The organism is Actinoplanes sp. NBRC 101535 (assembly GCF_030269225.1).
Classification (GTDB): Bacteria; Actinomycetota; Actinomycetes; order Mycobacteriales; family Micromonosporaceae; genus Actinoplanes; species Actinoplanes rectilineatus.
On the sequence record NZ_BSSY01000010.1, the window covers coordinates 79,137 to 91,877 of the forward strand.

The window sequence follows — 12,741 nt, forward strand, 5'->3', positions numbered from 1 at the left end:
GCGTGATCGTCATCAACTGTCCAGGTGAAACTGAAGCCCGAAGGATGTGTCGGCGGCACGAAAAAACATGGCCGGCCCAGCGGGCTCGGCCATGTTTCTGTCTGTGGAATTCAGCGCGGGTCGAACTCGCCTGCCCGGACGCCGTCGAGGAAGTCGGCCCATGCCTGGTCGGTGAATACGAGAGTGCCGCCGTCGCGGTCCTTGGTGTCGCGGACGGCGATGAGTGGGGCGTTGTCGGCGGGGGCGATCTCCACGCAGTTGGCGCCGCCGCTGCTGCGTGACGATTTCCGCCACTGGGTGAAGTTCGGTTCTGTCACGCTGCCGTTCCTGTCGAAGTGAGCTTTCCGGTCTTTCCGGCGGTGTCCTTGAGTAGTCGCACGCTGGCTGTCGGGGTGAGCGCGGCGTCGTTGAGGCGTGCGTACAGCTCCAGGTAGTGGCCTACAGCGTCCGGATCGGTGAGGACCAGGTCGTCGGTGACGGTGTCGACAGCGACGACGACCGGGTCACCCGGATCGGGATAGGTGTAGAGGGAAAACCCGGACCGCGGAACGCTGAGCCCCGCGATGCGGGCATCGATCGGCAGCACCCTGACGACAACCTTCCGGTCACGTGTGGCCAGGTCCGCGATGTGGCCGAGTTGGAGGTGCAGGACCTCCAGGGTGACAGCCGGCCTGCGGATGGCGAGCTGGTCGATGACGACCTCGTAGTCCGGCCCGCCAGGACGGTGCAGCATCCGCTGACGCCGCTCCCGGGCTTCGACCGCGCGGGCCGGATCGAACCGCGACGACCAGTCGGCCTTGTCGATCTGGGCCCGCTGCTCGCTGAACGCGGACGTCTGGAGCAGGCCAGGCAGGAAGGTCATCTGGTACTCGCGAATGGAGGCGGCACCGGCTTCCAAATTGGCGTACAACGCCTGCCGGGTGCCCATCTCGTTGGCCCAGGACTCCCACCAGCCCCGCTCGCCGGCCTCGCGGGCGATCGTCGTGATCTGCAGCCACCGGTCGCCGTCGACGACGTCGAGCGCTTGGAGGATCCGCATGACGTCGTCGGGGTCCGGCCGCATCCGGGCGTTCTCCAGCCGGGACACGGTGGTCCGCGGCAGGCCGGCGGCGCGGGCCAGCTGATCAGAGGAGAGCTTGCTCTGCTGGCGCAGCGCGGTCAGCTCCGCCGCCAGACGAAGCCGCCGGACATACGTACTGATCAACCAGCACCTCCGCCAGATCCCAGACGGTGAACAGTGCGGATGCGCGGATATGGCACCCCGCGCAGCGTACCGTGCTGCATCAGCCGGCCGACATGAGCCAGAACGGGAGGCCCGGGAACCATCCCCTCCCCTCCCTGCGGATCCCTCCCCCTCCCTCCCCGGCCGAGATCCTTCACTCGCGCCGTGTGAGCGGGCCATGGTGGACCGCAGACCCCACCTGCAGGACCGGAGCTCAACCCGCCAGTTGGTGGGCGGAGAACACGGCAGTCCGGCCATCGGGGCCGTATCCGGTGTGCTTGCCGCGGGAACGAGGAGACGAACGATGGCAGAGGCGAACACGTACTACGCGGCTTCCGCTCAGAACCAACTGCATCAAGCGCAGGAGATCCTCGACGAGCACGTGACGTCCAGTGCGACCGGCCGGTGCCTGGCATGCGGATCGTTCGGACCGTGCCGGCGGCGTGAGAACGCGGCGGTGATCTTCTCCCGCACGTTGCGGCTGCCGACCCGTCAGCCCGGCGCCACGCGCCCGGAACTGGTCGGCGCGGTTCGCGCCGGCTCCGGGTGGTTCCAGAAGGCCGGCGAGGCTCGAGCCTTAAGAGCCGATGAGCCGTAGGCGCTGCGAGAGGCGGCTGAACGGAGCGGAACACCTGGGTATCGGACAAGCACGAAGTGAGGTGGGGTGTGATTTTGCGAAGTGAGCTGATCGCGGCGTTGACTGCCATCGGGATCGAGGTCGAGGTGCAGATCAGCTTGGACGGCATCCCGTTGGACATCGACGGGCTCGGTCTCGACGAACGGCGTGGCGTGATCTTCCTGCGACCACATCCGGAACACGTGCCGCAAGCGCTACGCCGGTTCGTGGCCGAGGTGACCTGCCGAGATGGCGGGGAATGGCCAGGCGGCCGCGGTGCCTACGGTCACGACGACCGGTAGGTGCCCGGTGAGGCATGCGCGTGTTCCGGATCGGCTGCGCGGGATGCTGCGGCTGGTGGGCGCCCGGGAGATCGAGGTTCGGCTCGGGGTGTCGCGGCAGCGGGTTCAGCAGTTGGCCGATCGTGCGGACTTTCCGGCGCCGTTTCATGAGTTGACGATGGGACGGGTCTGGTGGGCGCACGAGGTAGAGGCCTGGATCCGCGACCGGCGGCCGGGAGAGCAGTCGGGCGCAGCCGTAGAGCACGGCAGCGAGGACGCTGCCCGGCAGTTGGCCGAGCGGGTCGCCGACCACCTTGCCGAGCGGAGTCATGCCTTCCTCGGGCAGGACCGCATCGACGTGCTCGCGGACCTCTTGCACCTGTTCCTCGACAACAGCGGGTTTGCCGACGAAGCGTCATCCGAGAATGCCGGGGCGTGGCGAACAGGGCAGGGTCAGCGCGATTCCGGTGTGCGCTGACCTCTGCGGCGTGTGGGGCTGGGCTATGCGGCTTTGCGGGGGATGAGGTTGGCGGCGGCGTCGGCGTTGGGGCGGCGGAGGTCGAGGATGACGGAGGTGTAGGTGTCGGCGGTGAGGCTGAGGGTGGAGTGGCCGAGGACTTCCTGGATCTCTTTCATGTCGGCGCCGCCGTGGCGTAGGTAGGTGGCGGCGCAGTGGCGTAGGTCGTGGAGGCGTACGGGTGGTAGGCCGCTGGTTTTGACGAGGTGGTCGAAGCGGTCGCTGATGGTCTGGGGGTGCCAGGGCTGGCCGTCGGGGCGGACGAAGAACAGTCCGGTGTTCGGCCAGGTGTTGCCGTTGACCTGTTGCCAGCGGTGGCGCATGTCGAGGTAGGCGGTGAGCCCGGCGACGGTGGTGGGGCCGAGCGGGATGATTCGGTCGCCGGCGTCGCTTTTCACCTGGCGGGTGACCGGGGTGTAGCCGACGGCGGTGATCTGTTGGACGACGCTGAGGTAGGCCTCGTCGAGGTCGACGTCGTAGTCGCGCAGGCCGATGGCCTCACCGCGGCGTAGGCCGCGGTGCAGGATCAGTTCGAACATCGGGTAGAGCACGGCGTCGTGGTTCTGGGCGTGGTCGAGGAACTGTCCGGCCTGTTCGGGGCGCCAGACCATGACGGGGCTGGGGCGGTCGCCGGTGGCTTTCCACAGTTCGATGGCTTTCGGGGTCCAGACGCGGGCTTTGGGGCGGGCGCCGGATTCGAGTTCGATGCCCAGGGCTGGGTTGGTAGGGATGAGACGCGCGCGGCGTACGGCGTCGTTGAGCGCGGCGCGGAGGGTGGCGTAGAGACGGACCATGCTGGACGGTCCCATCGGCCGGATCCCCCGAAACCTGGTGCGTTCGATCGGGTCGGTGCCGGCCTTCGCGTCGCGGATCTGTTCGTTGCGCTGGTCGAGCGTGGTGAACATGGCCTGGATGTGGCTGGTCCGCAGGCTCTGGAGTGGGATGTCGCCGAGGTGGGGGATGAGGTAGGAGCGGATGTGGTCGCCGTAGGAGCGGATGGTGTTGGGCGACAGCCCGCGTCGTCCGGTGAGCCATGCGGTGAGGTATTCGCCGGTCGTGGTGGGCACGCTGGCGGGAACACCGGCGCGGACGCGGGCGGCGACGGTGTCGCGGTCGGGAAGCGGTACGCCGTTCCTGCAGCCGTGGAGCAGGTCGCCGATCTGGGCGGCGAGGCCGGTGTCGTCGCCGGCCAGGGCGAGCAGTGAACGGGCGTGGTCGAGTTCGGTACGGGTGGCGTCGCGGTCGGCGAAGCCGCTACGGCGTAGGAGTCGGCGCCCGCGTCCGGGGACGTTGGGTAGTTCGAGTTGGTAGCCCCAGGTGCCGTGGCCGGGGTTCCATGATCCGTTAGAGCGTCGCAGGTTCGGGCAGGCGCTGTTGAGTCGTTTGCCGGTGGCGGGGTCTTTGCAGCCGCACCGTTTGGTGATGGATCCTTCGCTGATCACGGTTCTCCCTGCTGGACGTGGTCGTCGGCGGCGGTCGTTCTGATTCCGCCGTGGTGATCCACGCTTCGCATCGCCGACCTGGTCAAGTCGCAGCCGGCGGACAGCCCGAGGACGGTGAGGATGCCGGCGACCGGGATCCGGTAGCGGGTGCCGGCACGGATGACCGGCGCCGGGAACCGGCCGTCGCGGGCGAGGTCGTAGGCCAGGGACCGGCCGAGGCCGAAGATCCGGGCAGCGGTGGGCAGATCGGTGACCGCGCCCAAGGCGCGGATGCGGTCCTCGGTCCACACACTGGCGGGGTCGTTCGCGATGGAGTCGCTGGGGTGGCGGTGGGCGTTCATGGTGGGAGTGCTCCTGTCGCACGAGAGATTCGCACGCATCCCTCGGCCTTCGACACCGGACGAGACGCGCCTTCCCCCTCGAAACGGGGTTTGTCAGCCGTGGCGAACACTCCCCGAGCTGACAGCGGTCTGACAACGACCCCGCGAACACCTGACAGCCCAGCTCAACGCCTTGATCACGAAACCGGCGGAGGCGGCTGACACGGATCCTTGCCGTTCACGGCCCGCGATGTTGTCAGACCGACGCGCCACGCGCTGCCAGACCGGACGACCTTGCATCCGCAGGTGAGGACCGGTTCCTTATGAACACCGCTGACCTGCGGAGTCAGACATCCACGCCGACCTGTCAGACGACTGTCAGTCCGGGGAGTGTTCGCCACAGCTGACAAACCCCGTTTCGAGGGTGGAGGCGTTCACCACCGCCGACCAGATCGTGCTCGGCGAGGGCCCTACCCGCCTCAACTCGGTAGCCGCGACCAGGCCGGCGCTGGACGGCTTCCGCCCATCCCACTTCACTCGACATTCGAGGAGAACGCTGTGCCACCCGTGTACTCATCAACGACAACGGTTCGATCGTCCGGTCGGATGTCAGCCTTGCCGTCAGTGTTGACGTCAGTCTTCAACCGGACCCCCGAACCGACCCCCGCGACCGCCTCACAGCGCAGGTCAGAGCGCCTGCCACCGACGACGGCGCGTCCTCCGACAGACCCCGTCATCCTCTGGGTCTCCCCGGGGGTACGTCATGGATGATCCCGTCCTGCGGGTGCAGTCCCAGCTCACCATCCGCGACCGGCTCTTGCTGGGCTGGCTCTACGACCATGGCGTGTTTACCACGCCCCAGCTCGCCCACGCCCTGTTCCCCTCACTGGACTTCTGCCAGCGACGGCTGCGAGCCCTCTACCAACTGCGCCTGATCGCCCGTTTCCGGCCCCAGCGCGCCGACGGCGGCTCGTACCCGTACCACTGGCTCATCGACCAGCTCGGCGCCGAGGTCGTCGCCGCCGCCCGCGACGAACGCCCGCCCCGCCGCGACCACGCCCGCCTCGAACGCCGCCGCTGGACCTCCACCCGAACCCTCGACCACCGCCTCGGCGTCAACCAGTTCTTCACCGACCTCGCCGGCCACGCCCGCACCCATCCCGGAACCCGACTCGACCTGTGGCTGCCCGAAGCCGTCTGCCAGCGAGCCGGGACATTCACCACCGACGACGACCCCGCACTGGTCCGCGCCTTCGAACCCACGGTACGTTCCGACGGATACGGCATCTGGATTGAAGACGGCCGCCGGGTGCCGTTTTTCCTCGAGTACGACACCGGCACTGAACAACTCAGCGTCCTGACCGCCAAACTCGCCGGCTACGCGAGCCTGTTCACCACTATCGGCCGTGCCTGGCCGGTGCTGTTTTGGCTCCATTCGTCAACGCGGGAACGCAACCTCCGCCAGAGACTCGCTGATTTGCCCCGTCTCGTCCCGGTAGCCACCGGCGCCCGCGACTACGCCGCATCCCGACGGCTGTCGCCATCTGAACGCGTCTGGACCTACCAGGACGAGGGTGGTTGCCGCCTCATCGATCTGAGCGGCGAGTAACGGCATGACGGCAGCACCTCGAGGCCGTGATTGGGCACTCATGCATCCGGCTTGATCAGACCAGGTCGCGAACCCAGCTGACGCCGCAGGCCAGCACGATGAACACGACGATCGTGCCGATCCGCATCCACGGCGGGTCCTGCATCTTGCGGTCGAAGCCGATGTGCAGGGCGATCCCGGCGCAGAGCGCGAACATGAAGGCTAGGAAGACGGTCATGGCCTGCCGTGCCGGGCTGTCGTCCTGCCAGAACGCGACGGCGCCGATGATGGTCGCCGCGAGGGGGGTTACGGAGAAAAAGAGCAGGGGGACCGCGATGCGCCACCGCTTCAGTGCATTCACGTGTTCTCTCTGTCATCGGCGGAATCGGTCGGCTGTCCGGGCGCCCTGAGCCGCTCGGCATCGCGTTCTATCATGGCGCGCTGCTCAGCGGGCAGGGCTGCCTGGGCTTCGAGCGCGGTGTCGATGGCCTTCACGAGCCCTTCGCCGTACCAGGTGCTGTGGCCGACGTCATGCAGCGTGGCCTCGCCTTTCAGGATGGCGTCGGCTAGCGAGCCGAAGGGGTCGTCTTTGCCCTTGGCCTCGGCGACGTGCCGAAGGACGGCCTGGGCGAGGGGATCGCGGAAGACTCGACCGCTCATGAGATCTGGCCCTTCCCTAGTATCCGGCGGGGTGGTGGTACGGGGCGATGGTCGGGATGTCCTTGACCGCCAGAGCGGCGCTGACCCCGCCGATCCAGCCGCCGATGAGCTTGAGCAGGTCTTCCGCCTGGCCGTAGAACTTCGAGATTTCGTTGTAGAGGTCCCAGGCTTGCCAGGCGTAGTAGGCGGCGATGGAGTAGCCGGTGATCGGCCCGATCGCGCTCACCAGCGTCGCGGTCCCGGCGGCCAGGGCACCGCTGATGACGAGCATCAGGTCCAGGAGGTCGCTGATTAGGCCGGCGGTGACGTCGTACAGCTTCTTGATCGCTTCGGCGGCTTGGTCGTAGAGGGTGTTGTACTGCTGGCAGATCTGCTCGAGTTCGGCGGTGGCGTTGCCGAGCGATAGGTCCCATTCGCGGAATCCGTCGGCGGCGTTCCCGCGCCAGGCCTCTGGGACGTCCATCGCGCCGGCGATGAGGTTGCGGCCGATCGCGCGGGCGGTCCCGCCGGCCTGGCCCATGGCCTGGCCGCAGTGCACGTACGCCTTCCAGTCGCCGCTGAACTGACTCGCCCATCCCTCGAGGGGGTCATGGCCGAAGACCCAGATGATTGTCTGGCGTAGCCATGCCGCAGGGCTGATGAGGTCAACCATGGGGTTGATCGCCCACATCTCGATCCCGATCGCGTACTCCGGGTTGCGCAGGAACTGGGCCGGCTCGGTGACATCGGCGAACGCGGCGCCGCCGACACCAGGGTCCTGCTGCTCAGCGAGTGCCCGTCGGAGGGTGTCGGCGTCTTTGGCGCCGGGGTAGGCGGCGTCGAGCGCCGCAGCCGCTTGCAGGTCGGTCTGGGAGTAAGCGACCTGGGCCCGGTTGACCTGGGTTCCCGCGGTCTGGGTGAGTTGCTGCAGGCGCTCCAGAGCGGAGGTGAGTTCGCCGTAGGCTTTCCGGTGCGGCGAGATCAGTCGCATGATCAGGCCGACGTCGACGAAGCTGAGATCGCAGTGCTTGTGCACGTAGTCGAGAGTGTTCGCGGCGTCGTCCGAGGCTCTCTGCATCTGGTTGTAGAGCTGATTGAGCCCGTTCGTATCGACGTATAGCTGTTCCATCGCACCTCCGCTCATCGACCAAAGTCGGTATGAGCCAGAGGAACCCACTCCTCGGCCCGACGACTTGGTGTACGACCAGAGATACTTTCAGGTTCATGTTGCAGAACCCACTGTTACCTCAGTTGCTCAATGCGCGTGGATGACGGCAGTGTTCATGTCGAGCCGGAGCGCCTTCCGCCGCTCTGCGATGGCTTTGACCTGGGTATCGAGTTTCCGGCGGACCCTTTTCAGCGGGTTGTCGGCGTCGGTGACAGGTTCGATGGCCAGCAGCGGAGCGAGCGCGTCGAACAGGTCACTGAGCGTGAGGAGACCAGTTGGCCCAAGTCATTAGCGGTTAGGAGCGGGCGGTACGTCTCCAGTGGCTGCCGCCAGCCGAGCTCGTCGATACCGGCATAGGTGTGATCGCCGTGCTGAATGTCGAGTGTGGCCTGGCCCGCCTCCGTGTCGTCGTCGTGCCAGCGGCGGCGCAGCCGTATCGGATCGGCGCTCCCGTCGACGCGAGTGACGGCCACAACACCTGCGGGTGCCGGCTGATGAAGATTGCGCCATCCTTCGCGGAAGATCCGGTTGTTCTCGGCCCAGCGCCGGCTGTCGCCGGTGAGGCAGAGTTCCATCGCTTCGGCGAAACTCGACTTGCCGGAGCCGTTACGACCGATGACTGGGGTGAGACCCGGCTTGGGCTGCAGGTGCAGCGTGGCGGCGGGACCTATTCCACGGAAACCCGCCACACCGATCCGCTCCAGAAAGATATGCCCTCGCTCGGCGTCTGGTGCCGCCTGTCCCGTCAATTGAGCCGTGGCTTCGCCCAGGTCATCTTGTAGTTGTTCCTCGCCCGCGTATGCGCCGAGGATGACCTGCCGAGTCCGATCGGTCACCGGGTGTTTGCTCAGTTGGATGAGCAGATGCTGTACGAGGGCGTGCTCAGTACTCACAGGCTCTCCTCCGCCGAGATTGCGGTAAAGCCGGCCACGGACAGCGGCGTCGAGCGGCGCTAGAAGAACAGCCTGCCGATCCCATCGCCCAGAATCCTCGCCGCGTCATCGGCCATGAAAGCTGCGATAGGACCGTCCGCTATCTCGACCAAGCGATAGCGAATCGCCTGCACATGAGCTATGACGGCCGCACGGTCCATCGGATTAGCCGTGGCGGTACGCTCTGCGAGGGCCACGTGTTCGAGCAGTTCGGATTCGGTGTCCAAGTCCAGCCCGAGCATTCCTCTCGCGTCCCGGAGGGCTCGGCACAGGCTCAAGACGTCGCCGACTAGATCGTCACTGCGGGGTGGGGTCATGGACGCCAGTCAAACGTAGACATCAGCCCGGGCCTAGCATGGCCACGGCTCTACTGACTGGCGAGTCCACGCTGGAGCCGCTGAATGGTCTCCAAGGCCAGATCCTCCTCTATGTCGCCGGACCATTTATGCCGAAATGCCGACTCCTCGGTCATTATGGCCTGCAGCGCGCCCCGCGCGAGGCTGATTAGCCGAGGAGTGGCCGTGATACCGATGGGATCGATGGGGGATACGGTGGCGTACGGCGTCGCGGGGACGAACCCGATGGCCGTGGTCTGCAGGACGACCGTAGCGGCGGCGACAGCCTCCGAGCACGTCGCACTGGTCAGCCCCGCCGAAATCGCGACCGCGTCGGCCAGCGTCGTCTCGACAAAGACGCTGCGTTGATCCGGGGGCGTGAGGTGGAAGCGATCGCACCATTCCACGGCCTCGTCGTTGTCGAACGGACCGACGTTCCAGGTGGCCATCGCACTCCTCGCTAGGCGGTGACTCGAACCGCCAGCGTCTGTTCGGTGACCGTGCCGAGTGCTCGCCAATCTACCGGCACCGCCCGCGACCTCCTCCCGGCTCGCCGGCCTCGTGTCGTAGGCCTCAGATCGAGAACGATCGGCGTGTTACTAGTCAAGATCAACAACTCCGCGGTATGGTTTAATCATGCTTGAGCCGCGCATAAACGAGACTAATGACCGCACCTCGGTCGAGCTGTTCGCGGGTGGCGGCGGCTTGGCCTGGGGGGTGCACAGCGCTGGTTTCCGGCCACTGCTGGTCAACGAGCTGGTGAAACACGCCTGCGCGACCCTGACGGCCAACAAGGCCGAGTTGCGTGGTGATCAGGAGCGCCTACCCGAACCAGGCGATAAGTGGCCGCTGGTTCCCGGCGACGTCAGCGAGGTCGAGTTCCACTACCTCTGGGACAGGGTGCATTTGCTGGCTGGAGGGCCTCCGTGCCAGCCCTTCAGCCTTGGTGGCGTCGCGAGGGGCGATGAGGACAAACGGAACATGTTTCCCCAAATGTTCCGGGCCATCCGGGAGATCCAGCCCAAAGTGGTGATGTGCGAGAACGTTCAGGGACTGCTGCGGCCCTCGTTCCGCCCGTACTTCGAATACATCGAACGCGAGCTCGGCCTGCCCTTCGAGGAACGTGACGCGGGTGCCACTTGGCAAGAGCACGACAAGATCCTTCAAGAGCGTCTGTCGGCCGAGTCGCCTGATCCGAAGAAGAGATACCAGGTCATCACGACCAGGGTGAACGCAGCCGACTACGGTGTCCCGCAGATCCGTAACCGAATCATCATCGTGGCCTTCCGGAGCGATCTCGGCGTCGACGTCGAGAAGTTCAAGAAGTCGATTGCGCCCACCCACTCGGAGGGGGCACTCATCCGCTCGATTAAGGACGGGTCCTACTGGAAGCGGCACGACAAGGCCCGGAAGAAGGCCAAGCTTCCACCGATTCCCGCCGCGGTAAAAGCGCTCGTCGAGTCGCGCCTGCCGAAGCAGGAGCCGTTCGACGACGGAAAGGTGCCCTGGCTGACCCTCCGAGACGCTCTGTTGTACGAGTACGACAAGGGCGAGTACCAGGAGAACCCCCTACCCCCGGTCTCCTGGGAACACCTCGACCGCATCGACCGTGAACCGAACGGGATCAGATACCACGTCGGCTGGCCCGCAGCCCGCATCTACCCCGGCCACACACCCAACGAGTTGGACAAGCCCGCCAAGACCGTGAAGGCGGGTGTTCACGGCGTCCCCGGCGGAGAGTCGGTGCTCCTCACCGACGATCAGTTCGCCGAGACCATCGACGACGAACAGGCGGTGTTCCGGCACCGATACATGACAGTGCGGGAAACCGCACGTGTCATGACGTTCCCCGACGAGTGGAAACTCGCGGGACCTCGCGGCGAGCAGATGCGCCAACTGGGTAACGCCGTACCCGTCAAGCTGGCCGAGTTCTTCGCCACCGCCGTCGCGGCCGCGCTGGACGACGCCGACAAACGGCGATGAAAGAGACCCACGAGCAAGGCGAACGCGGCTGGGCCGACTCCTGCCCCGACGACCGCGCCTGGCGCGGCCGCCAGGGCCGGAGTCGGCGCGCGCTCGCCGCCGAACAGGACCGTGCCGCTGGCGGACCCGACCAACGCTGGGTCAACCTCGACGACGGCCGGCAGGCACACGCCTCGGTAGCCCTAAAACTCTTCTCGCGAACTCGAAGAATCAGAGCCTACCTGCGCTGGTCAGACAGGGGCCGATCCCCAGAGCGGTACCTCGGCGAGGTCGGACACCCGACTCGTGGGGAGAACCTCAAGGAGGGCTGGCGGCTGGCTCACGCCAAAGGACTGACCGCGCCAGCCGCCCCACCACCGGAATCATGGGCTCAGAACCGCGCGGTGCGTTCCTCCATGCAAGGCAACAAAGGCCGCGACACCGCCCCCGAACGCAAGCTCCGCACCCATCTCCACCAACGAGGCTTTCGCTACCGCGTTAACGCGCGTCCGATACCAGGTCTGCGCCGCACGGCGGACCTACTCTTCCCCCGCCTGAAGATCGCCGTCTTCGTTGACGGTTGCTACTGGCACGGCTGTCCGGAGCACTACCGCCCGTCTCGAGCGAATCAACAGTTTTGGCACGCCAAGATCGAGGGCAACAAAGCCCGCGACGCGGAGACCGACCAGCTATTGGCGGCAGCGGGCTGGACAACGATCCGAGTATGGGAGCACGAGGTGCCACAGCCGGCGGCGGAGCGGGTTGAGGCCGCCGTCCGCGGCACCCGTAAATGAGGCGATCATCAGTCGAACAGGTCACCCTGTTCCGACGTCTCGACATCTCCGGTGTCAAAACGCTGCGGACCCGGCGTCTCGTACACCTCACCGTCCCTGGGGTCACGATGCCACCACAGCAGAGCGCTGTCGTACGAGGTCTCCTCCTTGTAGAGGATCACGTATCCGGGGAGCGCGGTCGCCTGCCAGCCTGCGGGCAGCGCGTCGATGATCGAGATCAGCGCCTCCCTGGCCGGCAACTCGACAGCCGGCAACTCAACACGCGTGCGTTTAAGCTCCGCCAGGTGCGCCCCGTTCTTGTTCTCGTACCGCAGAAGGTACGGAAGTTCGCGTTTGAGCTTGTCCAAGAGATCGGCCACCGCCCAACCAGTGACCGGGATGCTCAGCCGATAGTTAAGATCGATCGGATAAACGGCATCGAAGTGTTTGGCCTTCACGACGCTTCGGTCACGGTTCCGGCCGGGGTCCTTGTTGCCGAAGCCATTGGTGTTCCAGGGGATTGTGTCGTCGAGTCGATACTTCTTGATCAGGAGCTTCTCAGGCGCGGCGGAGTCTAGGTCTTCGTCCACGTAGACGCAGGTGAAACGAACGTCAGACATCGTGATGCCAGCACGTCCGGAGAGCTTCCGGTAGTGCTGCTCGAGGCGGGCACGGAGGTTGCTCGCCGCCTTGCCGACGTATACGCGCTTCCCATCGACGAAGAGAACATACACCCCCGGCCGCGCCTCGACCTTACTAAGCGCCCCTGGGCCCAGCACGGCTGGTGAGAGCGGCTTAAGCGTGGTGGCTAGTTGATCGGCCAACGCCCGCGTGATGCTCAGTCGAAACTCGGCGATCCATGCGTCCATCCCGAATCTCCCCGCGTCCAACTATCACGCCACTGCCGGCGACATCCGTGGTACCGGAGCCGTCAGCACTCAAGGCG

Annotated in this window: 17 protein-coding genes; 6 read left to right on the forward strand and 11 right to left on the reverse strand. The window is 66.2% G+C overall.

Annotation, left to right across the window (positions count from 1 at the left end; all coding sequences use genetic code 11):
• Nucleotides 1-110: 110 nt before the first annotated feature.
• On the reverse strand, nt 111-317 hold the full coding sequence (locus QSK32_RS26525; protein ID WP_285473443.1) for a DUF397 domain-containing protein: 207 nt from the start codon (nt 315-317) through the stop codon (nt 111-113).
• The gene (locus QSK32_RS26530) at nt 314-1,204 is read right to left on the reverse strand and encodes a helix-turn-helix domain-containing protein (protein WP_285473444.1); all 891 of its coding nucleotides are present in this window, start codon (nt 1,202-1,204) and stop codon (nt 314-316) included. The genes QSK32_RS26525 and QSK32_RS26530 overlap by 4 nt, the downstream gene beginning before the upstream one ends.
• A gap of 322 nt (nt 1,205-1,526) precedes the next feature.
• On the opposite strand from QSK32_RS26530, the gene QSK32_RS26535 reads away from it, so the two are divergent.
• The 3 genes from QSK32_RS26535 (at nt 1,527) to QSK32_RS45535 (ending at nt 2,597) form a co-directional block, all read left to right on the forward strand.
• The gene (locus tag QSK32_RS26535) at nt 1,527-1,820 is read left to right on the forward strand and encodes a hypothetical protein (RefSeq protein WP_285473445.1); all 294 of its coding nucleotides are present in this window, start codon (nt 1,527-1,529) and stop codon (nt 1,818-1,820) included.
• 68 nt (nt 1,821-1,888) lie between these two features.
• Nucleotides 1,889-2,140, forward strand: coding sequence for a hypothetical protein (locus tag QSK32_RS26540; protein WP_285473446.1), 252 nt, complete (start codon nt 1,889-1,891; stop codon nt 2,138-2,140).
• Between the two features lie 43 nt (nt 2,141-2,183).
• The gene (locus QSK32_RS45535; RefSeq protein ID WP_353050988.1) at nt 2,184-2,597 is read left to right on the forward strand and encodes a helix-turn-helix transcriptional regulator; all 414 of its coding nucleotides are present in this window, start codon (nt 2,184-2,186) and stop codon (nt 2,595-2,597) included.
• 23 nt (nt 2,598-2,620) lie between these two features.
• On the opposite strand, the gene QSK32_RS26550 is transcribed toward QSK32_RS45535, so the two are convergent.
• Both QSK32_RS26550 and QSK32_RS26555 read right to left on the reverse strand, forming a co-directional pair.
• Nucleotides 2,621-4,075 carry a tyrosine-type recombinase/integrase gene (locus QSK32_RS26550; RefSeq protein ID WP_285473572.1) on the reverse strand — a complete coding sequence of 485 codons (1,455 nt, stop codon included), beginning with the start codon at nt 4,073-4,075 and terminating at the stop codon, nt 2,621-2,623.
• Complete coding sequence (locus QSK32_RS26555) at nt 4,075-4,419, reverse strand: helix-turn-helix transcriptional regulator (RefSeq protein ID WP_285473447.1); 345 nt, start codon at nt 4,417-4,419, stop codon at nt 4,075-4,077. The genes QSK32_RS26550 and QSK32_RS26555 overlap by 1 nt, the downstream gene beginning before the upstream one ends.
• 742 nt (nt 4,420-5,161) lie before the next feature.
• Between QSK32_RS26555 and QSK32_RS26560 the strand changes: the two genes are divergently transcribed.
• Nucleotides 5,162-6,007, forward strand: a complete 846-nt coding sequence (locus QSK32_RS26560) for a replication-relaxation family protein (protein ID WP_285473448.1) — start codon at nt 5,162-5,164, stop codon at nt 6,005-6,007.
• Between the two features lie 55 nt (nt 6,008-6,062).
• Here QSK32_RS26560 and QSK32_RS26565 read toward each other — a convergent pair whose 3' ends face one another.
• From QSK32_RS26565 to QSK32_RS26590, 6 genes are all read right to left on the reverse strand, one after another.
• The gene (locus tag QSK32_RS26565; RefSeq protein WP_285473449.1) at nt 6,063-6,347 is read right to left on the reverse strand and encodes a hypothetical protein; all 285 of its coding nucleotides are present in this window, start codon (nt 6,345-6,347) and stop codon (nt 6,063-6,065) included.
• Complete coding sequence (locus QSK32_RS26570; protein WP_285473450.1) at nt 6,344-6,646, reverse strand: hypothetical protein; 303 nt, start codon at nt 6,644-6,646, stop codon at nt 6,344-6,346. The genes QSK32_RS26565 and QSK32_RS26570 overlap by 4 nt, the downstream gene beginning before the upstream one ends.
• Before the next feature lie 16 nt (nt 6,647-6,662).
• The gene (locus QSK32_RS26575; protein WP_285473451.1) at nt 6,663-7,769 is read right to left on the reverse strand and encodes a hypothetical protein; all 1,107 of its coding nucleotides are present in this window, start codon (nt 7,767-7,769) and stop codon (nt 6,663-6,665) included.
• 212 nt (nt 7,770-7,981) lie between these two features.
• On the reverse strand, nt 7,982-8,686 hold the full coding sequence (locus QSK32_RS26580; protein ID WP_285473452.1) for an AAA family ATPase: 705 nt from the start codon (nt 8,684-8,686) through the stop codon (nt 7,982-7,984).
• Nucleotides 8,687-8,745: 59 nt separating this feature from the next.
• Nucleotides 8,746-8,952 carry a hypothetical protein gene (locus QSK32_RS26585; protein ID WP_285473453.1) on the reverse strand — a complete coding sequence of 69 codons (207 nt, stop codon included), beginning with the start codon at nt 8,950-8,952 and terminating at the stop codon, nt 8,746-8,748.
• Nucleotides 8,953-9,092: 140 nt separating this feature from the next.
• Nucleotides 9,093-9,509, reverse strand: a complete 417-nt coding sequence (locus tag QSK32_RS26590) for a DUF4259 domain-containing protein (protein ID WP_285473454.1) — start codon at nt 9,507-9,509, stop codon at nt 9,093-9,095.
• Between the two features lie 187 nt (nt 9,510-9,696).
• Between QSK32_RS26590 and QSK32_RS26595 the strand changes: the two genes are divergently transcribed.
• Nucleotides 9,697-11,043, forward strand: a complete 1,347-nt coding sequence (locus tag QSK32_RS26595) for a DNA cytosine methyltransferase (RefSeq protein ID WP_285473455.1) — start codon at nt 9,697-9,699, stop codon at nt 11,041-11,043.
• Complete coding sequence (locus QSK32_RS26600) at nt 11,040-11,816, forward strand: very short patch repair endonuclease (protein ID WP_285473456.1); 777 nt, start codon at nt 11,040-11,042, stop codon at nt 11,814-11,816. The genes QSK32_RS26595 and QSK32_RS26600 overlap by 4 nt, the downstream gene beginning before the upstream one ends.
• Before the next feature lie 8 nt (nt 11,817-11,824).
• On the opposite strand, the gene QSK32_RS26605 is transcribed toward QSK32_RS26600, so the two are convergent.
• Entirely contained in the window at nt 11,825-12,664 is an 840-nt protein-coding gene (locus tag QSK32_RS26605; RefSeq protein ID WP_285473457.1) for a GIY-YIG nuclease family protein, read from the reverse strand.
• Between the last annotated feature and the right edge of the window lie 77 nt (nt 12,665-12,741).

What these genes read in the sequence shown, in the direction of transcription:
- QSK32_RS26535 (WP_285473445.1), top strand. Translation starts at nt 1,527, where the DNA reads ATGGCAGAGGCGAACACGTACTACGCGGCTTCCGCTCAGAACCAACTG.
- QSK32_RS45535 (WP_353050988.1), top strand. Translation starts at nt 2,184, where the DNA reads ATGCTGCGGCTGGTGGGCGCCCGGGAGATCGAGGTTCGGCTCGGGGTG.
- QSK32_RS26555 (WP_285473447.1), bottom strand. Translation starts at nt 4,419, where the DNA reads ATGAACGCCCACCGCCACCCCAGCGACTCCATCGCGAACGACCCCGCC.
- QSK32_RS26560 (WP_285473448.1), top strand. Translation starts at nt 5,162, where the DNA reads ATGGATGATCCCGTCCTGCGGGTGCAGTCCCAGCTCACCATCCGCGAC.
- QSK32_RS26570 (WP_285473450.1), bottom strand. Translation starts at nt 6,646, where the DNA reads ATGAGCGGTCGAGTCTTCCGCGATCCCCTCGCCCAGGCCGTCCTTCGG.
- QSK32_RS26575 (WP_285473451.1), bottom strand. Translation starts at nt 7,769, where the DNA reads ATGAGCGGAGGTGCGATGGAACAGCTATACGTCGATACGAACGGGCTC.
- QSK32_RS26590 (WP_285473454.1), bottom strand. Translation starts at nt 9,509, where the DNA reads ATGGCCACCTGGAACGTCGGTCCGTTCGACAACGACGAGGCCGTGGAA.
- QSK32_RS26595 (WP_285473455.1), top strand. Translation starts at nt 9,697, where the DNA reads ATGCTTGAGCCGCGCATAAACGAGACTAATGACCGCACCTCGGTCGAG.
- QSK32_RS26600 (WP_285473456.1), top strand. Translation starts at nt 11,040, where the DNA reads ATGAAAGAGACCCACGAGCAAGGCGAACGCGGCTGGGCCGACTCCTGC.
- QSK32_RS26605 (WP_285473457.1), bottom strand. Translation starts at nt 12,664, where the DNA reads ATGGACGCATGGATCGCCGAGTTTCGACTGAGCATCACGCGGGCGTTG.